Below are 20063 nucleotides of genomic sequence, written 5' to 3' on the forward strand. Positions count from 1 at the left end.
GAGGGGACGTGGCGGCGTGGGCCACGTCGTTCACAGTAATGACGAGGCGAGGGTACATATATAAGGCCGTCGTCTCGTGGGCGGCCTGGTCCGTGTTGATCCTCCTCCCAAGGTAGAGAGTCACGGTGGTCGATTACCGGATGGATGTTCCTAGTTTGGGTGGGCTAAAAGGAGTGTAGAAGGTATCAGACCGGCACTGAGGATTTTATTGCCAGTCGCTGAAGCGCAACTGTAGAACTGTAGAAGCGAGTTGAAGCCACAGCTGGCTATTTTGAGGGCAATGGTTGTCTCGGTAGAGAAACGTCTCGTCTCGAGTTCAGGTCGGAGAGAGACGGATATGAACGTGTTACGCGGGCGGAGGTCGGTCGGTCATCCCGTCCTCGTAGATCGGTCGGACCGGATGATACCCGCGTGGGGTGTGTTCGGAGGCGCGGGTGTAAGAAGGTTTGTAGTTGGTTGTTGTGGTCGGTGTGACGTGGTACCGGTGCGTTTCGACGGAAATGGGAGGGGAGCTGAAATGGAGCGCAATTACTGATTCGCGTGAGCTCGATCGGGAGTGGAGATGGAGCTGGTCTGGCAGTTGGAAATGGTTCACTGTTTGCCGAGCGGCGGTCGGGACGATCGGCGACAACGGTTGAGAAAACCGCTGAAATCGGGAATGAAGCGATAAGCGGGGGAAACACATCGATGCGAATAAACGGCACGCGTTACAAGGAGAGAATGAATGGTCCGGGACCCGATCGGTTCGGAGTCGATGCCGTCTGCAGCGGAGATTTGCGCTGCACTCGACGACCCTGACTGCCGTGAGATTATCCGAAATCTCGAGGAACCGATGACGGCTTCTGAACTCACTGCCCGGTGTGAGATACCCCAATCGACGCTCTACCGAAAACTCGAGTTACTGACGGAGTCGACGTTGCTCGAGGAGACGACGGAGATTCGCCGTGACGGCCACCACGCAAGCAAGTATGCCGTCGCGTTCGATGAGATCACACTAGGGTTAGACGAGGACCGGTCGCTATCGGTGCAGATCGACCGTCCAGCTCAGACGGCAGACGAACGGCTTGCAGAACTCTGGTCGGAGGTGCGAAAGGAGACATGAGTCCATACAACACTGGCGGAGCAGAGATCGCGCTTGCACTCGCAGTCGTCAAAACGCTCGTCCTCATCGTGGGCGGCATCATCACGTACTTCGCGTTCAAGGCGTATCGGCGGACGAGACAGCGAGCACTCGGATATCTGTCGTTCGGATTCGGCCTCGTAACGCTCGGATTCGTGCTGGCAGGAATGCTGTATGAAGTGCTCAGCGTCCATCTTATGACGGGAGTCTTGCTCGAGAGTCTGCTCGTACTCGCAGGCTTTCTCGTGATTGCGTATTCACTGTACGTACAGTGAAGGATGTCGAGAGTGAGCCCAAGTGCAGGCCCGGTGAGTGGAGCGGTCCGAAGAGCGACCAGAAACTGATTTCGAGAAGAGTGCTATCGGTTCAGTGTGTGAATTGCGTGTCCAAGCGCGTTCTCAGCGGCTTCCATCACTGACTCCGAGAGTGTCGGATGTGTGTGCACCGTCGAGGCGACATCCTCAAGGGTAGCCCCGAGTTCAATTGCGAGTCCGAGTTCGGCGACGAGTTCGGACGCTTCGGGGCCGACGATGCTGGCACCGAGGACGTAGCCCTCGTCTTCCTCGGCGACGATTTTGACGAAGCCGTCGCTCTCACCGGTCGTGAGCGCGCGGCCGCTGGCTCGGAAGGGGAACGTGCCGACGACGGTGTCGAAGCCGGCGTCCGCCGCGTCCGTCTCGGTCATGCCGACGGTGGCGATTTCGGGGTCGGTGAAGACGACGGCGGGCATCGCCTGGTAATCGATCGCCGACGGCTCGCCGGCGATGACCTCGGCGGCAACCTGACCCTCCATGCTGCCCTTGTGGGCGAGCATGGGTTCGCCGGCAACGTCGCCGACGGCGTAGATGTGGTCGACGGACGTGCGTGCGCGCGAATCGGTTTCGATGAAGCCGTTGTCGTCGATGTCGACGCCGGCCGCGTCGAGGTCGAGCGTATCCGAGACGGGGCGACGGCCGACGGCGACGAGGACTTTCTCGGCGTCGAGTTCGAGCGGTGCTGGCTCCTCGTTTTCGTCCTCGTCCTCAGCCTCGACTTCGGTTTCGCCGGCTGCGGTGCCACCGTCCGCCGCAACGTCGGCTCCGTCGACGGGATCTGCGACGACGCGAATGCCGGATCCGTCCTCGCGTTCGGACCACTCTGCGGCCGTGTAGCCGAACTCGAACTCGATGCCGAGGTCGGTCGCGCGCTGTTTGACGGGGCGTTTGAGGTCGTCGTCGTAGCCTGGGAGCATCTCGTCGAGCATTTCGATGACCGTCACATCCGTGCCGAGTTTGGCGAAGACGCTCGCGAGTTCCATGCCGATGTAGCCGGCGCCGACGACGACCAGCGAGTCGGGGACGGAGTCGAGCGAGAGGGCTTGGCGCGAGTTCAGGACTGGCTCGTCGCCGTAGGAGAAGTTGGGGATCTCGATGGGGCTCGACCCGGTCGCGACGATCGCGTGTTCGAACTCGAGGGTTTCGGAGCCCTGGCCGTCGCCGTCGTGGGAGATGCGGACGGTGGATTCGTCGGTGAAGGTGGCGGTGCCCTCCATCAGGTTGATGCCGTTTGCCTTGCAGAGCTTTTCGACGCCGCCGGTGAGCTGGTCGACGACGTCGTCTTTCCAGCTGACCATTCCCGAGAGATCGATCGCGGGATCGGCGTGGATCCCCATCTGCTCGGCGTTGCGGGCGTCGTGGGCGATGTCGGTGGCTGTGATCAGGGCTTTCGACGGGATACAGCCGTAGTTCAGGCAGGTGCCGCCGTAGGCGTCTTTCTCGACGAGCGTGACATCGAGATCGAGCTGGCCGGCTCGAATGGCGGCGACGTAGCCGGCGGGCCCGGCACCGATGACGAGGACGTCGGTCCCGGTGGTAACGTCTCCGACGACCATCAGTTGGTACCTCCGTTCGGAGTTGCACTCGAGTTCTCGGGAGTCGATCGTACCGTGTGCGTGCGCATGTGCATAGGTAGGGTGGGTAGTGTCTAACGTTTAGGGGTGGTGGTCACTCGAGCAGGAGCAGGTCCGGATTCTCGAGGTATTCCATCACCGTGTTCGTAAACCGTGCGCCGTCGGCACCGTCGATCAGTCGGTGGTCGAACGACACCGAGAGGGTTAGCACGGACCGCGGCTCGATCGACTCGTCGCCGTGCTCGTCGGTGACGACGCGGGGCTTGCGCTTGATCTCGCCGATGGCGAGGATGCCCGATTCGGGGTAGTTCAGAATCGGGGTCGCGTACTCGCCGCCGATACCGCCGATGTTCGTGATCGTGAACGTCGACCCGCGGAGTTCGTCCGGGCTGATCGAGCGGTCGCGAGCGCGCGATATGAGTTCGTTCATCTCGGAGGACAGTTGGAGCAGTCCCTTTCCGTCGGCGTCGTCGACGACCGGTACCATCAGCCCGACGTCGGTCGCCGTCGCAACGCCGATGTTGTAGTAGTTGCGGTGGACGATTTCCTCGTTTGCCTCGTCGATGACCGCATTCATCTGGGGGTGTTGCTTGAGCGCCGCGACGACGGCTTTCATGATGAACGGCATGTAGGTCAGCCGGATACCCCGGTCCTCGGCGCGGGGTTTGAGCCGTTCGCGGGCCTCGACGAGTTCGGTGACGTCGACCTCGTCGTGGTGGGTGACGTGGGGGGCCGAGAACTTCGACTCGACCATCGCGTCGGCGATGGTCTTGCGGACGCCGCGGAACGGTTCGCGGCGTTCGCGCTGGCCCTCGGCGAACTCGTCCGCCGTCTCGCCGACCGCCTCGCCGGCTTCGAGCGCCGCCGCGTCGGCTTCCTGAGCCTGGCGCTGGGCGTCGGCGTATTCCTGAACCGCTTCGGGCGTGACGAACGCCTCGCCGTCTCGCTCCTCGGTGGCGGGGACGGCGTCGAGGTCGACGCCTTCTTCCCGGGCGATCCGACGGGTCGCGGGAGCGGCGAGCGTGCGGTCGCGGTCCGCAGCGTCGACCTGCGCCGGGGGCTGCGTTTGTGTCGCGGTGACGGTCTGGCCACTCGGTCCGGCTGCCGTCTCCGTTCCAGAACTCGAGTCTGCTGCCGGCGCTCCCTCGGTCGCGTCGGCCGTCGTTTCCGCAGCAGCGCCCTCGTCGGCACCCGCAGCCGCTTGTGCCGTTTCTGTCCCACTCGGTGCAGTACCCGCAGCGGCCTGCACGTCGGCAGCGGTGATCCGGCCGCCCGGACCGCTGCCTCGGAGCTGCGAGAGATCGATTCCCTCGTCGCGGGCCATGCGCCGCACGCGCGGCGGCGCGAAGATCCGATCGTCGGGTGTCTCTGCCGGCTCTGTATCGTCACCGGCCCCGGTCGCACCGGGATCGCCCGCGGGTTCGGTGTCGCTGTCGCTGTCGGTTTCCGCCGCACTGTCGGGCGTTTCAACCGCTTCCTCCGCTGGGGCATCGGTCGCTCCGTCCTCGCCGTCCACGTCGAACGTGACGAACACGTCGCCGACCGGAATCACGTCGCCCTCTTCGAAGTGCAACTCGCGGACCGTCCCGTTGACCGGGGCAGGGACCTCGACGAGCGCCTTGTCCGTCTCTACCTCGGCGACCGGCTGGTCCTCGCTGACCGTCTCCCCCGATTCGACGAGCCACGAGACGAGTTCACCTTCGGCGACGCCCTCGCCGACGTCGGGGAGTTCGAACTCGCGGACCATGTTAGAACCCCACCGCGTCCCGGATGCCCGACTCGATACGGGCCGCCTCGGGCAGGTAGTAGTCTTCGAGCGCGTACAGCGGGAACGGGGTGTCGAAGCCGGTGATGCGCTCGACCGGTGCCTCCTGGTAGACCAGCGCTTCCTCCTGGATCGTCGCGGTGATCTCCGCGCCGAGGCCGCCGGTCTGTGGCGCTTCGTGGACGACCGCTGCCCGACCGGTTTTTGTGAAGGAGTCGACGATCGCCTCCTCATCGAGCGGCGAGAGCGTTCGCAGGTCGACGACCTCGACGTCGATTTCGCCTTCGAGGTTCTCCGCGGCTTCGATCGTCGGACGCGTCATCGCACCCCACGTGAAGACGGAGATATCGGACCCCTCGCGGCGGACCGCAGCCTCGCCGAGGGGGACCTCGTAGGAGTCCGCGGGGACCTCCTCGCGGAAGGCTCGGTAGATGAGCTTCGGCTCGAGGAAGACCACCGGATCGGGCGAGCGGATCGCACTCGTCAGCAGTCCCTTCGTGTCGTACGGCGTCGATGGGACGACGACCTTGAGCCCGGGCTGGTGGACGAACATCGACTCCGAGGACTCGGAGTGGTGTTCGGGCGCGCGGATACCGCCGCCGTAGGGTGCGCGAAGCACCATCGGGCACGTAAACCGACCGCGCGAGCGCGTTCGCAGCCGCGCCGCGTGCGAGACGATCTGATCGAATCCCGGGTAGATAAAGCCGAGGAACTGAATTTCGGGTACCGGGCGCATCCCGTAGGCGGCCATGCCGACCGCCGTGCCGATGATTCCCGACTCCGCGAGCGGGGTATCGATGACGCGGTCGCCGCCGAACTCGTCGTATAATCCCTCCGTGGCGCGGAAGACGCCGCCGTTTTGGCCGACGTCCTCGCCCATAACGACGACGTCCTCGTCGCGCGTCATCTCGCTCTGGAGTCCGTCGCGGACCGCCTGTACCAGCGTGAGGTTGTCGGATTCGGATTCCGATTGTGGTTGTGATTCTGCAGCCATGTTATCCCTCCAGCAGCGCGTCGTCGCCGTGTTCCTCGCGAATCGATTCGAACCACTCGAGTTGCTCCTGCAGTCGCTTCGGCATGCCCTCATAGACGTGCGCGAAGATTTCGGCCGGGTCGGGTCGTTCGACGGATTCCGCGGCGTCGATGGCATCTGCGACATCGCTCTCGATTCGGGATTCGATCGCATCGACGCGTTCGTCGTCGAGCATCCCGTTGTTCCGCAGGAACGTCTCGAGACGCGGGATCGGGTCCTTTTGCTTCCAGCGTTCGACTTCGTCGTCGTCGCGGTAGACCGAGGGGTCGTCGGCGGTCGTGTGCGCGCCGAAGCGATACTGGACGGCCTCGATCAGGGTCGGCCGGAGTTCGTCGTCGTCCGGGTTCTTCGCTTTCTCGACGGCGTCTCGTGTGACCTTGTACACCGCGAGCGGGTCCATCCCGTCGACCTGCACGCCTTCGAAACCGTAGGCAGTTGCCTTCTGGGCTAACGTGGCGCTCGCGGTCTGGCGCTCGCGCGGCACGGAGATGGCCCACTGGTTGTTGTTACAGAAGAAGACGTTCGGCGTGTCGAAGACGCCGGCGAAGTTGAGCCCTTCGTGGAAGTCGCCTTCGGAGGTCGCGCCGTCGCCGAAGTAACAGAGAAAGGCCTTCTCCTCGTCCTGCAGTTGCGAGGCCCAGGCGGCACCCGTCGCGTGGGGGATCTGGGTTGCGATCGGAACGGCGACGGTGAAGATGTTCGTGTCCTCGGGGATGTGATTCCCCTGTTCGTGGCCCATCCAGTACAGCAGGGTGTGCTCCAACGAGAGACCCCGAACCAGCCCGACGCCGTGTTCGCGATAGCTGGGGAAGACCCAATCGTCCGTATCCAGCGCGTGGGCGCTGCCGACTTGTGCGGCTTCCTGTCCAGACAGCGGCGGATACGTTCCCATCCGTCCCTGTCGCTGCAGGCTCACCGCGCGTTCGTCGAAGTGTCGAACCAGCCGCATCTGTTCGTACATCTCGACGAGTTCAGCCTCGGAGAGGTCGGGGACCTCGGCGTCGTTCAGGACGCGGCCGGTGTCGTCGAGAATCTGTACTCGTTCTCGGGGGTCGCGCTGTATCGTGCTCACGGAGATATCCACCTGCGCATGCTCTAGTGAATTATCGCTCCTGTTAAAGGATTTTCGTAAATAGTTTACTGTCGGTGGAATTCTTGCCATCGTGAGCGAAGGACCGGGGAGAATCCAGATTAAAATAGCGCAATCGTCCACCTTGATTATTATTTTTAGAATAGCCTCGGAAAGAGCGATGACTTTCGCCAGAACAGTGGACAGTTGGGCAGCAAACTACCCGAAAACGGCGGTACAATCGACGGTGACTCGGCGCAGCGAGTCGAGAGCGGCCGGCGAAAACGGTATCGGTGCGAGACGGACGGAGCGAACGGAGCAGGACACTGAACGCGATCGAAACGCGATCGGTTCCGAACGCTTACTCGGTCGCCGAGACAGGTGAATCGACGCGCCGAGCGTTCCTGCGGGCCTCCTCGACGCTCTTGCCCGCTCGGAGGACGGCGTCGACGAATAACTCGCCCGCCTTGTACGACGAGCGAACCATTGGGCCGCTTGCGCAGTAGAGATAGCCTAACTCCTCTTCGGCGACCTGCCGCCACGTCTCGTACTTGTGCGGGTGGTCGTAGCGCTCGACATCCAGGTGGTTCCGCGAGGGCTGGAGGTACTGTCCGAGGGTGACGATGTCGACGCCGCGCTCGCGACAGTCCGCGAGGGTCTGGTAGACCTCGTGGTCGTACTCGCCGTGGCCGAGCATGATCGAGGTTTTCGTGTAAATGTCGGACTCGTGGTCGACCTGTTCGAGCACGGACAGGGACTGTTCGTAGCCGGCCCGGCGGTCGCGCACGGGGAACTGGAGGCGGTCGACGGTTTCGACGTTGTGCGCGATCACGTCCGGATCGGCGTCGATGATCTTCCGCACAAGTTCGGGCTCGCCCCGAAAGTCGGGGATCAACACCTCGACGAGGATGCCGGGGTGGCGGTCCGTGATCTCGCGGATGGTGTCGGCGAAGTGACCCGCGCCCTGATCGGGGAGGTCGTCCCGGTCGACGGACGTGAGGACGACGTAGTCGAGGCCGATTTCGGCGATGGCGTCAGCGACGTTCGCGGGTTCGTCGGGGTCGAGCGGCTCCATGCCGCCGGTGGTCACGTCACAAAAATTACACGCTCGCGAGCAGCGATCGCCCATGAGCATGAACGTGGCCGTGCCGCCCTCTCCCTCGCCCGTTCCGGCCCCGCCGGACCAACACTCCCCGAGATTCGGGCAGTTCGCTTCCTCGCAGACCGTGTGCAGGTCCCGCTCGCGGAGCGTCTCCCGGATATCGGTGAACTCCCGCCCCGACGGGGGCCGCATCTTGAGCCAGTCGGGCTTTCGTGCGCTGCGCATACCGGACCGTCGGCGCGCGAGGTGAAAAACCGTGGTGGTTCTCACGATCTGACGGCCCTCCCGTACTCGCTGTCGGACACGCGCCCCACTCTGGAAACGCAGGTGTTGAACTCGTGACCGTCGACGCTCGCGACCGCCTGAACTCGTGAAACGCCGTTAAAATATGTGGGGACAGATGACCAACATTTCGGGCGACCTCGCCGTCACGACGGTCGTCGCCTACTGGAACGACGCGGTCGAGTTCAGTGCCGGCGTCTGGAACGGTGAGTCGCCGACCGAACACGCCGACGGGTAGATACCCCGGGCAGTTCGCTGTCCCGCCACGCGAACCGAAGCGGCGAGCGAGGGCCACTACTTAGGCATTCTCACGCCACCTTTACGGCCACGAACAGAGTAACGGCGGGCAATGGGGTTGGGTTCGACTCCTAAGTGGTTTCACATTAGCGACGACGAGGACATCATCTGGGAGAGTCGTCCGCATCCGATTTCGATGGGGACCAGGATGCCGATCGGAATCGGGGTCACACTCGTCGGCGTCTTGCTCGCCACCTGGAGCGCGACCGGTGGTATCGACACGCTGACGCTGCTCGGCGTTGCGGTCGCCCTCGTTGGCGCAGCGATCGCGCTCGTGCGCTACCTCGCCTGGACGAACACCCGCTACGTGATTACGTCCGGCGAACTGTACAAGAAACACGGCGTCATCTCCCGGAACGTCACCCAGTTTCGCCTCGAGCGCGTCCAGAACACCAGTCTTCGCCAGACGATGCTCGGCCGCGTCCTCGGCTACGGCGATCTGACCGTCTACACGGCCGGCTCCGGCGACCCCGAACTGACCTTCGAGCGCGTTCCCCAACCCGAACACGCCTCCAGTCTGCTCAGTGACGAACTCGAGGAGACTGCACGCAACGAGCCGGCCGTGTGAGTAGCGCTCGATACCCGGCACCATCGCGACGGTTGTGGCTTCCCGAGCGAAACGACCACCTGATCCGGCGATACACAAAGCATAAAGCATATTACGCGGACGCTGGTCGCTCCAGCCGATGGCACACCAGTCACTGTCGGCAACGGGACGGTCGGTATCGCGCGCCACACGCGTTGCCGCAAGCGCCGGCGGTGGCGTCCTCGCTGCCGCGGTCGGCTACCTCGTCACCTACCTGCTGGTCGTCGACGAGGTTCGCGAGGCCTTCGGCGACAGCGTCGCCGACTGGATGGGCGTCGCCTGGTACTACTACAACGCCCACTTCGTCGAAATCGAGGCCTCCGCGGAGGTCGGCGGCGTCAGTCGTACCGACACTGTCGACCTGATCGCCCAGTCCGAGACCACGAGTTCAGTAGCCGCGTACGCGATCCCGCCGCTCGTCCTCGTCGCCGTCGGGGCGATACTGGCGTCGCAGTTCGACGCGCGCAATCTCGGCGAAGCGGTTCTGGTCGGTGCACCGGTCACGATCGGCTACGCCGTCGTGATGGGGCTGGGCGCGGTCGTCGCCGAGTCGAGCACGGAGGCCTCGTTCTTCGGCATCGACGCCGCGGAATCGATGGCTCCAGAACTCCTGCCCGCGGTCGTCCTCGGCGGCGTGCTCTATCCGGTCGTGTTCGCCACCGCCGGGGCGGTCGCGGCGGCCTTGGTCCGGTCGCAGTAACCCGCCGCTGTCTCGAATTGATTGCCCGAGTCATCAGCCCGCTGGCACGCACCGAAGGAAACGCCTTTCACCACCCGCTTCCCGTTTTTGCCTGATGGAGGTCGCCGAGGTTCTTCCCGAGTTCGCCGACGCCTTCGCCTTTAGCGAGTTCAACCGCATGCAACGCGAGGCCCTGCCCGCGCTGCTCGAATCCGAGGCCAACGTCGTCGCAAGCGCGCCGACCGCCTCGGGCAAAACCGCGCTGGCCGAACTCGCGATCTGCAAGGCGCTGGCCGACGGCGGGACCGCGCTCTTTATCGCGCCGCTACGGGCGCTGACCAACGAGAAGGAAGACGACTGGGACCGCTTCGAGGAACTCGGCTACTCGGTCTACGTCGTCACCGGCGAGCGCGAACTGAACTCGCGGCGCGCCCGCCACGCGGACATTCTCGTGATGACGCCCGAGAAACTCGACTCGGCGACCCGCAAACACGACTCCAGACGGTACGACTTCGTCACGGACATCGACGTCTGCGTCATCGACGAGGTCCACCTGTTGGACGCCGATCGACGGGGATCCGTCCTCGAAGTCACGATCTCCCGCCTGCGTCGGCTCTGTGACCCGCGCGTCGTCGCGCTCTCGGCGACCATGCCGAACGTCTCCGACGTGGCGGCCTGGCTCGACGCGCCCGATGAGACAACCTTCGAGTTCGGCGAGGAGTACCGCCCGGTCGAACTCAACGCCGGCGTCAAGACCTACACGCACGGCGAGAACTCCTTCGCGGACAAGTACCGCCGGCTGTACCGGGCGCTCGATTTGGCGGAGCCGCACCTCCGCGAGGACGGCCAGGCGCTCGTGTTCGTCTCCTCCCGACAGGATACCGTTCGGGCGGCCGAGAAGGCCCGCGACGAGATCGCCGAACGCGACGTGCCGATGGGCGCGCGCGGCGATTACGATTTTCATACGGAGTCGAAGGAACTCGACAACGACACGCTCCGGAATTCGGTGCTCGACGGCGTCGCCTTCCACCACGCGGGCCTCTCGAAGAACGACCGCGACCTCGTCGAGGAGTGGTTCAAGGAGGGCATCGTCGAACTGCTCTTTTCGACCTCGACGCTGGCCTGGGGGGTGAATCTTCCCGCCCGCTGCGTCGTGATTCGGGACACGAAACTCCACGACCCCCTGGAGGGCGAGGTCGACATGAGCCCGCTCGACGTGCTCCAGATGCTCGGGCGCGCGGGCCGACCGGGCTACGACGACGTGGGCTACGGCTGGGTCGTCTGCGACGGCGCGGAGGCCGACAAGTACCGCCGCCTCCTGCGAGACGGCAAGGAGATCGAATCGCGCCTCGCCGAGAGCCTGCAGACGCACCTGAACGCCGAGATCGCGATGGGAACCATCACCGACTTGGAGGACGTGATGGACTGGCTCGAAACGACCTTCTACTACGTCCGCGGGCAGTCCCGCCCCGAGGACTACGACTTTCCGAACCTCAGACAGCGCGTCCGGGACTGCCTCGAAGAACTCGTCGACCGCGGCTTCGTCGAAACCGGCGCGGACCTCTCGATCGAAGCGACCCCCCGCGGCGTGCTCGCCTCGAAGTACTACCTTCGGCTCCCGACGGCCGCCGCCTTCGCTGAACTCTGTGACCGCGCGGCCGACGGCCCGGGAACGCTCGAGATGGACGATATTTTGACGGCCGTGGCGACCGCCGACGAGTTCGACTCGGTGTCGGCCCGCCAGGACGAACGCGACGCGATCGACGCGGTCCTCGTTGGGACCGACGCCGGCGACCTCGACGCCGGGCAGCGGAAGGTGCTCGCGATCTTGCGCAGTTCCGCGAGCGGGACGACGCCGGCGGAGTTGCGAAGCGACGCCTGGGTCATCCAGCGGAACGCGACGCGACTCGTCTCCGCACTGGGGGCGTTTCTCGACCGGTTCGTCGGGCCGCACGCGGCGAATCTCGCGCGCCGAACCGAAGCTCGCATCGAGAACGGCGTCGCCGAGGACGCGGTCGGGTTGACGGCCATCGACGGCGTCGCGGCCGGGCGGGCGAGTAAACTCGCGAAAGAAGGTGTGTCGACCCCCGGCGACGTTCTCGACGCCGATATCGACGGCATCGTCGGTGCCGGACTCGGTGACGGTGTCGCCGAGCGGATCTACGAGGGCGCACAGTCGCTCCCCTCGGTCGAGTTCAGTTGGGGCGCGTTCCCCGAGTCGATCGAGGCGGGCGAGAACGAGGTCTGCGAGGTGACGATCCGTAACATCGGCGAGCCGGCGCGGGCCGGCATCCGTGTCACGGTCAATGGCGTCGAGATGACCAGTACGAGCACTTACCTCCGCGATACCGAGACCGTCCCGGTCGGCGTCTTCGGTGCCGACGCAGATGAACTCGAGTTCACGGTGAGCGTTGCCTTCCCCGAGGAGCCGCTGGTTCCGGTCGAGGAGACACGAACCGTCCGGGTTCGATGACGGGGCCGAGCCGGGGCAAATCCAGTCGTTCCGTCTCAGGCCGTTGCTCGATCTCGTCGTCCGTTTCGACCGCGTCGTAGATCAGGATCGAAGATCGAGTAAGAGGGCGGTGAGAGTGTCCCGGTGGTGACGAGACGTCTCTCGCCGAGAAGTTTGTATCTGTCCGAACATATTAGCACCCATGAATCAATTTTATCCCGATTCTTCTGGCATCTGCGAATGATGTGAAACGTGAACTATCGCCACAAACGATACTGACGGCCATCAGCAGCGAGGTTGCAGCCTGGGCAGGACCGTCAGCGTCGTCGACGACGGCCGACGACCACGAAATCATCGGTTTTGACCACGAGACGACCGCCCACCGCGAGCGACTCGCACTCGCAGTGCAGACGCGCGACCAACTCGGCCTCGAGAACGGCGACCAGGTGCGAATCGAGTGCGGCGACTGCAACGACGGTACCGAAGACGGAATCGCCACGATCGGCGTCGGACTGGCGGAGCGACGCGGCGATGTCGTCGGCTTCGAGGAGGCCACGGCCGAGCGGCTGGCGTTCATCGACGACGGCGGGTCGATGGACGACATCGTCGGCGCGGCGGCGTCGATCGAACCGTACGGTCCACACCCCGAGTACGAGACCCGGCAGGACGCGCTCGATCACACCGAGTACGTCGAAGTCCTCGAAGACGACGGCGCGGCCGCTGAACTCGCCGTGACCGCACCCCACGGGACGTATCTCGAGTACAATACCGAGAAACAGGCCGACCGGGTCTTCGATCAGACTACCGCCGACGCCGTCGAGTGGACCTGCGTCGGCTACAGCGACGAGTTGGGTGCGTTCGACCGCTGGCACATCATGTCGGCGGATATTAGCCCGCGGTCGTTTCCCGAACTCGACCGAATCGCCGACCGCGGGTTCGACCACGCGGTGAGTTTTCACGGCTTCAGCGGCTGGGACTGCTTCGACCAGGATATCGTGATCGGAGGCGGTGCCCCCGAGCAACTGAAGCGAGACCTCGAAGCCGAGATCGAATCCCGCACCGAGTTCGCGGTCCTCGTCACGGGCGTCGACGGCGACGAAGCGACCGATCACGACTGCGAGCAAGAGCCGTTTCCCGGGACCAGCACCGCCAATTTCGTCAACTGGCTCACCGCGGACGATGCCAGCGGCCTTCAGGTCGAACAGTCGCCCGTCGTTCGGGAGGACGGGAACTGGGAAGTAATCGCCGACGCCGTCGTCGACGTGTACGAGCGAGCGATCTAGCGGGCGTCGTCCGCGGTGAACGCCAGGACGGTCCGAGAGAGCGCCGCCGGCGTCTCGACCACCACGTCCGCCCCCGACCGGTCGATGTCGCCGTGGGCGTCGATCCGGTAGGCGACCACGGCCGTGCCGGCCCGCTCCGCCGCCTCGATGCCGTTCGCCGAATCCTCGACGACGGCGCACGCGGCGGGCGGGACGCCGACTTCGTCCGCGGCGTACTCGAACACGTCCGGAGCCGGTTTGCTCGCCGCGTCGATGTCGTCGGCGCTGATAACGTGGTCGAACGAGTCGCCGAGTTCGAATCGGTCCGTGACCCAGCCGATCCACTCGTGGGGCGACGAGGAGACGATCGCCGTCTCGATCCCGCGTGCATCGAGTTCGGCGAGCAAGTCGTGCAGTCCGTCGAGCAGTTCGACCCGTTCCGTGTAGAGTTCTTCCGCGGCCCGGGCGAACCGATCGACGAACGCCTCGCGCGTGATCGCCGTTCCATACGTCGAGTCGAGGTAGTCGTAGATCTCCCGGTAGTTCATGCCGCTGACTTCGGCGACGTCGACGTCTTCGTTCGGGACCGCCGCGGGCAGAATTTCCTCCTCCTGGAAGGTCACCCAGTAGTCCTCGCTGTTGACGAGGACGCCGTCCATATCGAATAACACTGCGTCGACGCTCACGTCCGTCGTGACTGCCGTCGCTTCGTCCATGTGTATCGGGCTACCCGACGGTCCCGTATAGCCGTTTGGCTCGCAGCCGGTTTCGTCGCGAGTTACCCGAAAACGTCGCCGCGGCGCTCGTGGGCCATCTTGGTTGCGACCTCGTCCGCGACCGACGCGCCGAACTCGCGCTCGACGAGCCAGAGGCCGAGATCGATCCCCGAGGTGACGCCGCCGGCGGTGAGCACGTCGCCGTCGTCGACCACGCGCTCGTCGACCACGTTCGCGGCGGTCGCCTCGAGGTCGTCGACCGCGACGCGATGCGTGGTCGCGGGGCGACCCTCGAGCAACCCTGCCTCGGCGAGGACCATTGCCCCGGTACAGACCGAGGCAACGGTTGCGCCGTTCGTGTAGCGTTCGTCGACCGCGTCCGGCAACGCGCCGCCCTCGACGGCCGCGCGGACGCCCTCGTTCGCGCTCGTCCACCCGCCGCCCGGGACGAGCAACAGGTCCGGGTCGCCGAGCGTCCCATCAGGTTCGACCCGCAGGTCGTGACTTGCCGTCACGAGGTCGGTTTCCTCGAGCGCCACGAGTTCCGTGTCGATCGACGCACCGGCGTGGGCGGCGTTTTCGAGCACCTCGTACGGACCGATCGCGTCGAGTTCATCGAAGCCGTCGAACAGGACGATTTCGGCGGTAACGTTGACCATGTGCAACCGGTCACTGTCGCGGAAGAAACGTGTTGTGCCGGCCATCGACGTGCAGAACGGGCGCGGAAGCGATCATCTTTTCTTCCAACAGGTTCTGGAGCGGTCTATGACGACCCAGTCCCAGTCCCAGTCCCAGCAGGACCGCGTCGCCGCGTTCATCGACCGCCACGACCTCGAAACCCCACCCGCGTTCAGGCTGCTCGATCTCACGTCCGAGGTGGGTGAACTCGCGAAGGACGCGAACGAGTCGACCGACTACGGCTCGGCCCCGGACGAACTCGACCTCTCGTCGGATGAACTCGGAGACGTCCTGTTTGCGCTGCTCGCGCTCGCGAACTCGGTCGACGTCGATGCTGAAGCGGCGCTTGACGAGGCACTTGCAAAGTACGAAGCGCGTCTCGAAGATGCGGCGTCGCCGGGGTCGGGACAGTAAAGTAACGACGGACGAGGACTACGGGGCGACCGTCGCCTCAGTCTCGAGGACGGCTGCCGCGGCGTCGCGCACCGCCGGTAACACGGGTTCGGGCGCGTAGACGCCGAGCCGCCAAATTTCTCGGGCGCAGGCGTCCAGTCCGGCGACGAGCGAGGACCGCTCTGCGAGCCGCCGAAGCTTGCCGTCGACCACGATTTTAGCCCGCGATTCGGGAGAACTGGGGATCGACGGGCTGTCGACGATGACGGTGGACGGGTCGACGCCGGCGAGGTCGGCGATTTCGCGTTCGAGTTCACGCGTGCGGTCGTACGCGAGGCCGACGAACCGGTCCGGCACGGCTCCGCGCTGTGCCCAGATCGCCCGTTTGTACAGCGAGCGCTCGCGGAGCCGGGTTTCGAAGTCGGCCGTCGGCTCGTAGTCTGCGAGCAGTGAGAGCAGTTCCGAATCGGTGAGTCGTGCGAATCGATCGGGCGCGATAACCGCGTCGCGCAGCACGCGTTCGCTCGCGCGGTCGAGCATCGCGCCGGCGATGCGGGAGACGTGGTGGCCATAGACGGTCGCGTTCATCAGCGTGCGGGCGATCAGCGCGCTCTCGGCCGTGGCGACGTTGCCCGCCTCGAGCGCGAGTTCGCCGTCGACGGTGCAGAGAGAATAGAGGAGTCGTGAGTGGTCGATGGTGCCGTAGGGAACGCCGGTGTGGTGGGCGTCGCGAACGAGGTAATCCATCCGGTCGACGTCGAGCGAGCCGGAGACGAGTTCGCCGAGCGGGCCGCGGCCGTCGACGGTGGCCGCGACTGCGTCGGGATCGAGGCCCCGATCTTCGAGGACGTCGCCGACCTCGCTATCGGTGAGGAGCCACTCGATTTCGTCGTGGTGGCGGTCGAGGTGGCGTTCGATGGCGGCCTCGGTCTGGTGGCCGAACGGGCCGTGGCCGACGTCGTGGACGAGCGCCGCGGCGCGGAGGCGGTCGGCGAGCGGGTCGTCGACGTCGAGCCGGTTGACGGCGCGCGAGGAGAGGTGGTAGACGCCGAGGCTGTGCTCGAAGCGCGTGTGATTTGCGGACGGATAGACCAACTGGACGGTGCTCAGTTGCCGGACGTAGCGCAGCCGCTGCATCGGGGCGGTATCGAGCAGCGCTTCCGCGGTCGGACAGAGTTCGATGTAGTCGTGAACGCTGTCCTTGATCGTCGTCGCCGTCGGAGTCATAGTCGACCACTCGGCGGAGGGCTCTTAGACGCGGTGGTCTCTTGTCCGCCATCGCGCGTGCAGGCGAGGCGAGGACGGCTGCGACACGAGACCGTTTACAGAACGAACTCGTCGATCTGCCGGTGGGTCTCCTCGAGCGTCCCCGAATTGTCGATGACGACGTGATCGCGCTCGATGGAGTCGAACGTCTCGCGCAACTGCAGGTGCTGTTCGAACTGCGCGTCGCTGATTGTGTCCGTTCGCTCCGCGAGCCGTTCTTTGACGATCTCGAGTTCACAATCGACGAAGACGAACGTGAACTCGGCACCGGTTGCGGTTGCGACCGCAGCAGCGCGGTCCCGGTAGCGTCGGGACTGAAACGTCGCGTCGAGGACGACGTTCGACCCGCTCTCGAGGGCCGTGCGAGCGCGTTCGAGTAGTTCCTCGTAGGTCGCGTCGGTTTCCGCCGTCGTATAGTCGGGATCGGAAAAGAGCTGTTTGCGGACCCGGTCAGTCCGGTAGCGTTCAGCGGAGAGTTCAGCAGCAGTATAGGCTGAAGCGGCCGATTTCCCCGCCCCAGGGAGGCCACAGTAGACAGTTAGCGTTGGACGAGCCACGTGTTCCAGTTTCGGGTCGGATACTAAATCCGCCCGGATTTCAATATCGAAATCCGATAGTTGGAGCGAATACCCAGAGAGATGGATTCGACCGGGGGACGTGAACGTGGACGATTCCGTTGAACACGAGCGAGATATATATGAATATATTCTGTTCCGTAGCAGAATTATCATTATGTTTATAATGATTCGATTTTCGTACTACGTATGGTGCAGCTACCACGACGCGGCGATCACACCAGACGCACGTTCCTGAAGGCGACAGGGGGGCTTACGCTCGCTGGGATGGCTGGGTGTCTCAGCAGTACCGAAAGCGGTGCAGTCCGGTTCATTCTCAATCCGGCCGAGGAACAGACTGACATCGTACAGGAGTATACGCCGATGAAGGAATATCTCGAGAGCGAAACCGAGGCGGAAATCGAACTCATCCGGGCCGATTCGTACGTCGACACCCTCGAATCGCTCGAAACCGATCAGGGAGATATCGCCGATACGTCGCCGACCGCAGTTCCGGCCGGAGACGGGTTCGCCGATATCATCGGAATGCGAACCGCGTACGGCGGCGCGCTTTACTTTTCGACGATCACGACGCTGGCAGACAGCGACATCGAGAGCCTGTCCGACTTGGAGGGTGAAGTGATGACGACCGGTGCCAGAATGTCGACCAGCGGCACCCTCGCACCGACGCTTATGCTGAAAGACGCCGGTCTCGACACCGGAAACTACCCCGACGGCGACGCGGTCGATCTGGAGCTACAAAACGCACCGGATCACGATCGGTCGCGCGAACAGTTGGTCAACGATGACGCAATTGTCGCCGCCGCAACAGGTGCGTTTGCGTCTGCGCCACAGGTACCACAGGAACAGTTCGACGACTACTCCGAGTTCGTCGAGCATTCGTCCGAGTACGAGGATGCCGGCTCGGGAATCGACGACGAGAACCCGGAACTACGCCTCCTGGCCGTCTCGGATCCCCTTCCACGAGCCCCGATCATGGCTCGCAGCGAGTGGGACGGTTCGGAGCGTGACGCCATCGAAACGGCACTGCTCGAAGCCGACGAGACGGACCTGGTCCCGGAAGATGTCGACGACGAGTACGAACTCTGGTTTACCGGCATCGAGGAAGCCGAGCGGAGCGATTACGAACCGATCGACGACATCCTCGATGAACTCGGACTCGAGTTCCAGGATTTCGGCGAATAACGAAGCAACAGACGTAGCCGAGCAACCAACCATTCACACAGCTATCAATGTCTGCGATACGCGTAGAGAACCTCACAAAGCGGTTCGGGGAAACCGTCGCGCTCGACGATGTCTCGTTCGAAATCGAAGACGGCGAGTTCACCGTCGTGCTCGGTATTTCGGGGTCGGGGAAATCGACGCTGCTCCGGTGTGTCAACGGGCTAACTGCCCCAACCAGCGGCCGGGTAGTCGTCGATGGCGACCCCGTGACATCGCATCGAGACGACGTGGCGATGGTCTTCCAACAGCACAATATTCTCGACGGAACGAGCGCGTACTCGAACGCGCTCAGCGGCGCATTGGGTCGGACGAGCTTTCTCCGGAGCCTCCTTCGGTTCAACGACCGGGAGGATAAACTCCAGGCGCTCGAGGCGCTGGATATGGTCGGGCTGCTAGACGAGGCGAGCCAACGCGCCGGCAGAATGAGCGGCGGACAACAACAGCGCGTCGGCATCGCTCGCGCGCTCGTCCAGAACCCGCAGATACTGCTCGCCGACGAACCGGTTGCGAGTCTCGACCCCGGTAGTTCACAGACGGTTATGCGCTATTTGCGCGGTGCAGCCCAAGAGCGCGGGCTAACGGCGATGATCAGCCTTCACCAGGTGAATCTCGCCCGCCAGTTTGGCGAGCGGTTTATCGGCCTCGCGGACGGACGAGTCGTTTTCGACGGCTACCGAGAGGACCTCACGTTCGACGTCATCGACGATCTGTACGGCGGCATCGACATGGAGGAATTCCTCTCCGGAGACGAAACCGATGCGACGGTGGTACAATGAGTACCCAACCGTCGCTCGAACAACGACTCGAGGAGATTCGACTTACTCGGCGAGTTCGATGGATACTCTACGGCTTCCTGTCGCTCTGTTTTATCAGCGCGTTCTACGGATCGTTACTCCTGATCCAGTTCTCCGTCGTCGACCTCTATAATCAACTTCCAGTCTTTGCGGAACGGATCACGAACTACACCCCGAACTGGATGTTCATTTTGGAACGGAACCTCCCGCGCGAGTCAGTGATCACCCTCGCGGTCGGCTTTGCGGGAACGGTTATCGGACTCCCCCTGGCACTGCTGCTCGGCGTCCTCGGCAGCTCGCGAGTGACACCGTTCCCCCTGAACTTCCTCTTTCGAGGCGTGATGGGCGTTTTCCGTGCGATCCCGTCGCTCGTCTGGTTCCTGATGTTCATCCCGCTCGCCGGCCTGTCGGCGGTCACCGCGACTATCGCGGTGGTCGTCAGTACGATCGGGAATCTCGGTCGACTGTTCACGGACGAACTCGAGGAGGTCGAGGAGGGACAGATCGAGGCGATGAAGACGACCGGTGCATCGAAGGGACAGACGGTCGTCTTCGGCATGATTAGCCAGGTCAAAACGTCGTTCATCGCCTGGACGCTGTACATCTTCGAGGTGAACGTCCGGACGGCGGTCACGCTCGGCCTGCTCGGCGGCAGCGGGATCGGCGAGATCATTCAGGTCCAACAGGGGCTGCGTGCGTACGGAAACATGATGGCCGGCATTGTCGTGGTCCTGTTCCTGATTCTCGCCGTCGAAATCATCAGCCAGCGGTTCCGGTCATACCTGCGTGACGACGAAGAGACGAGCGGACTGGTCGCACTCCTGGTCGGCCTGCCACAACGGATGGTCGAATCGGCGCTCAAATAGCGACACAGACACCGCT

The 20063-nt window shown here is 64.0% G+C and carries 19 protein-coding genes and 1 pseudogene; 11 read left to right on the plus strand and 9 right to left on the minus strand.

Annotated features, from left to right (window positions below):
* The first annotated feature begins 724 nt into the window (after positions 1-724).
* Positions 725-1102 (plus strand): helix-turn-helix domain-containing protein, encoded by a 378-nt coding sequence (locus SM755_RS10505; RefSeq protein ID WP_006665454.1) that lies wholly within the window; start codon positions 725-727, stop codon positions 1100-1102.
* Entirely contained in the window at positions 1099-1395 is a 297-nt protein-coding gene (locus SM755_RS10510; RefSeq protein WP_323172612.1) for a hypothetical protein, read from the plus strand. The genes SM755_RS10505 and SM755_RS10510 overlap by 4 nt, the downstream gene beginning before the upstream one ends.
* Positions 1396-1478: 83 nt before the next feature.
* Here the strand turns inward: SM755_RS10510 and lpdA are convergent, their stop codons facing one another.
* The 5 genes from lpdA to lipA all read right to left on the minus strand — a co-directional run bounded on the left by lpdA (position 1479) and on the right by lipA (position 8247).
* Complete coding sequence (gene lpdA / locus SM755_RS10515) at positions 1479-2990, minus strand: dihydrolipoyl dehydrogenase (protein ID WP_323172613.1); 1512 nt, start codon at positions 2988-2990, stop codon at positions 1479-1481.
* 112 nt (positions 2991-3102) lie between these two features.
* Positions 3103-4755 carry a 2-oxo acid dehydrogenase subunit E2 gene (locus SM755_RS10520; RefSeq protein ID WP_323172614.1) on the minus strand — a complete coding sequence of 551 codons (1653 nt, stop codon included), beginning with the start codon at positions 4753-4755 and terminating at the stop codon, positions 3103-3105.
* A gap of 1 nt (position 4756) precedes the next feature.
* On the minus strand, positions 4757-5767 hold the full coding sequence (locus SM755_RS10525; RefSeq protein WP_323172615.1) for an alpha-ketoacid dehydrogenase subunit beta: 1011 nt from the start codon (positions 5765-5767) through the stop codon (positions 4757-4759).
* Between the two features lies 1 nt (position 5768).
* Positions 5769-6878, minus strand: a complete 1110-nt coding sequence (gene pdhA, locus SM755_RS10530; protein WP_323172616.1) for a pyruvate dehydrogenase (acetyl-transferring) E1 component subunit alpha — start codon at positions 6876-6878, stop codon at positions 5769-5771.
* A 358-nt stretch (positions 6879-7236) separates the two neighbouring features.
* Positions 7237-8247 (minus strand): lipoyl synthase, encoded by a 1011-nt coding sequence (lipA, locus tag SM755_RS10535; protein WP_323172617.1) that lies wholly within the window; start codon positions 8245-8247, stop codon positions 7237-7239.
* Positions 8248-8377: 130 nt separating this feature from the next.
* Here lipA and SM755_RS10540 point away from each other — a divergent pair.
* The 5 genes and pseudogenes from SM755_RS10540 to SM755_RS10560 all read left to right on the plus strand — a co-directional run.
* Positions 8378-8497, plus strand: a pseudogene (locus tag SM755_RS10540) (sodium:dicarboxylate symporter); the annotation flags it as partial.
* Positions 8498-8608: 111 nt separating this feature from the next.
* The gene (locus SM755_RS10545; protein WP_323172619.1) at positions 8609-9124 is read left to right on the plus strand and encodes a PH domain-containing protein; all 516 of its coding nucleotides are present in this window, start codon (positions 8609-8611) and stop codon (positions 9122-9124) included.
* A gap of 118 nt (positions 9125-9242) precedes the next feature.
* Entirely contained in the window at positions 9243-9842 is a 600-nt protein-coding gene (locus tag SM755_RS10550; protein ID WP_323172620.1) for a hypothetical protein, read from the plus strand.
* A gap of 94 nt (positions 9843-9936) precedes the next feature.
* Positions 9937-12294 carry a DEAD/DEAH box helicase gene (locus SM755_RS10555; RefSeq protein ID WP_323172621.1) on the plus strand — a complete coding sequence of 786 codons (2358 nt, stop codon included), beginning with the start codon at positions 9937-9939 and terminating at the stop codon, positions 12292-12294.
* 224 nt (positions 12295-12518) lie between these two features.
* Positions 12519-13556 (plus strand): poly-gamma-glutamate hydrolase family protein, encoded by a 1038-nt coding sequence (locus SM755_RS10560; RefSeq protein ID WP_323172622.1) that lies wholly within the window; start codon positions 12519-12521, stop codon positions 13554-13556.
* Here SM755_RS10560 and SM755_RS10565 read toward each other — a convergent pair.
* The gene (locus SM755_RS10565) at positions 13553-14251 is read right to left on the minus strand and encodes an HAD family phosphatase (protein WP_323172623.1); all 699 of its coding nucleotides are present in this window, start codon (positions 14249-14251) and stop codon (positions 13553-13555) included. The genes SM755_RS10560 and SM755_RS10565 overlap by 4 nt on opposite strands.
* Positions 14252-14313: 62 nt before the next feature.
* A complete protein-coding gene (locus SM755_RS10570; RefSeq protein ID WP_323172624.1) occupies positions 14314-14910 on the minus strand; it encodes a DJ-1/PfpI family protein in 597 nt (198 codons plus the stop codon).
* 106 nt (positions 14911-15016) lie between these two features.
* Between SM755_RS10570 and SM755_RS10575 the strand changes: the two genes are divergently transcribed.
* Positions 15017-15343, plus strand: coding sequence for a MazG-like family protein (locus tag SM755_RS10575; protein ID WP_323172625.1), 327 nt, complete (start codon positions 15017-15019; stop codon positions 15341-15343).
* 18 nt (positions 15344-15361) lie between these two features.
* Here SM755_RS10575 and SM755_RS10580 read toward each other — a convergent pair whose 3' ends face one another.
* Both SM755_RS10580 and SM755_RS10585 read right to left on the minus strand, forming a co-directional pair.
* Entirely contained in the window at positions 15362-16549 is a 1188-nt protein-coding gene (locus tag SM755_RS10580) for an HD domain-containing protein (RefSeq protein WP_323172626.1), read from the minus strand.
* Positions 16550-16644: 95 nt separating this feature from the next.
* Positions 16645-17145, minus strand: a complete 501-nt coding sequence (locus tag SM755_RS10585) for an AAA family ATPase (RefSeq protein WP_323172627.1) — start codon at positions 17143-17145, stop codon at positions 16645-16647.
* Positions 17146-17352: 207 nt separating this feature from the next.
* Between SM755_RS10585 and SM755_RS10590 the strand changes: the two genes are divergently transcribed.
* From SM755_RS10590 to SM755_RS10600, 3 genes are read left to right on the plus strand one after another with little or no spacing between them, the layout of a single operon-like run.
* On the plus strand, positions 17353-18348 hold the full coding sequence (locus SM755_RS10590; RefSeq protein ID WP_323172628.1) for a substrate-binding domain-containing protein: 996 nt from the start codon (positions 17353-17355) through the stop codon (positions 18346-18348).
* A 47-nt stretch (positions 18349-18395) separates the two neighbouring features.
* Positions 18396-19163, plus strand: coding sequence for a phosphonate ABC transporter ATP-binding protein (phnC, locus tag SM755_RS10595; protein WP_323172629.1), 768 nt, complete (start codon positions 18396-18398; stop codon positions 19161-19163).
* Positions 19160-20047, plus strand: a complete 888-nt coding sequence (locus tag SM755_RS10600; protein ID WP_323172630.1) for an ABC transporter permease subunit — start codon at positions 19160-19162, stop codon at positions 20045-20047. The genes phnC and SM755_RS10600 overlap by 4 nt, the downstream gene beginning before the upstream one ends.
* Positions 20048-20063: the final 16 nt, after the last annotated feature.

The organism is Natrialba sp. PRR66 (assembly GCF_034808065.1).
Taxonomy (GTDB): domain Archaea; phylum Halobacteriota; class Halobacteria; order Halobacteriales; family Natrialbaceae; genus Natrialba; species Natrialba aegyptia.

What these genes read in the sequence shown, in the direction of transcription:
- SM755_RS10505 (WP_006665454.1), top strand. Translation starts at nt 725, where the DNA reads ATGGTCCGGGACCCGATCGGTTCGGAGTCGATGCCGTCTGCAGCGGAG.
- SM755_RS10510 (WP_323172612.1), top strand. Translation starts at nt 1,099, where the DNA reads ATGAGTCCATACAACACTGGCGGAGCAGAGATCGCGCTTGCACTCGCA.
- lpdA (WP_323172613.1), bottom strand. Translation starts at nt 2,990, where the DNA reads ATGGTCGTCGGAGACGTTACCACCGGGACCGACGTCCTCGTCATCGGT.
- SM755_RS10520 (WP_323172614.1), bottom strand. Translation starts at nt 4,755, where the DNA reads ATGGTCCGCGAGTTCGAACTCCCCGACGTCGGCGAGGGCGTCGCCGAA.
- SM755_RS10525 (WP_323172615.1), bottom strand. Translation starts at nt 5,767, where the DNA reads ATGGCTGCAGAATCACAACCACAATCGGAATCCGAATCCGACAACCTC.
- SM755_RS10545 (WP_323172619.1), top strand. Translation starts at nt 8,609, where the DNA reads ATGGGGTTGGGTTCGACTCCTAAGTGGTTTCACATTAGCGACGACGAG.
- SM755_RS10550 (WP_323172620.1), top strand. Translation starts at nt 9,243, where the DNA reads ATGGCACACCAGTCACTGTCGGCAACGGGACGGTCGGTATCGCGCGCC.
- SM755_RS10555 (WP_323172621.1), top strand. Translation starts at nt 9,937, where the DNA reads ATGGAGGTCGCCGAGGTTCTTCCCGAGTTCGCCGACGCCTTCGCCTTT.
- SM755_RS10565 (WP_323172623.1), bottom strand. Translation starts at nt 14,251, where the DNA reads ATGGACGAAGCGACGGCAGTCACGACGGACGTGAGCGTCGACGCAGTG.
- SM755_RS10570 (WP_323172624.1), bottom strand. Translation starts at nt 14,910, where the DNA reads ATGGTCAACGTTACCGCCGAAATCGTCCTGTTCGACGGCTTCGATGAA.
- SM755_RS10575 (WP_323172625.1), top strand. Translation starts at nt 15,017, where the DNA reads ATGACGACCCAGTCCCAGTCCCAGTCCCAGCAGGACCGCGTCGCCGCG.
- SM755_RS10580 (WP_323172626.1), bottom strand. Translation starts at nt 16,549, where the DNA reads ATGACTCCGACGGCGACGACGATCAAGGACAGCGTTCACGACTACATC.
- SM755_RS10590 (WP_323172628.1), top strand. Translation starts at nt 17,353, where the DNA reads ATGGTGCAGCTACCACGACGCGGCGATCACACCAGACGCACGTTCCTG.
- phnC (WP_323172629.1), top strand. Translation starts at nt 18,396, where the DNA reads ATGTCTGCGATACGCGTAGAGAACCTCACAAAGCGGTTCGGGGAAACC.
- SM755_RS10600 (WP_323172630.1), top strand. Translation starts at nt 19,160, where the DNA reads ATGAGTACCCAACCGTCGCTCGAACAACGACTCGAGGAGATTCGACTT.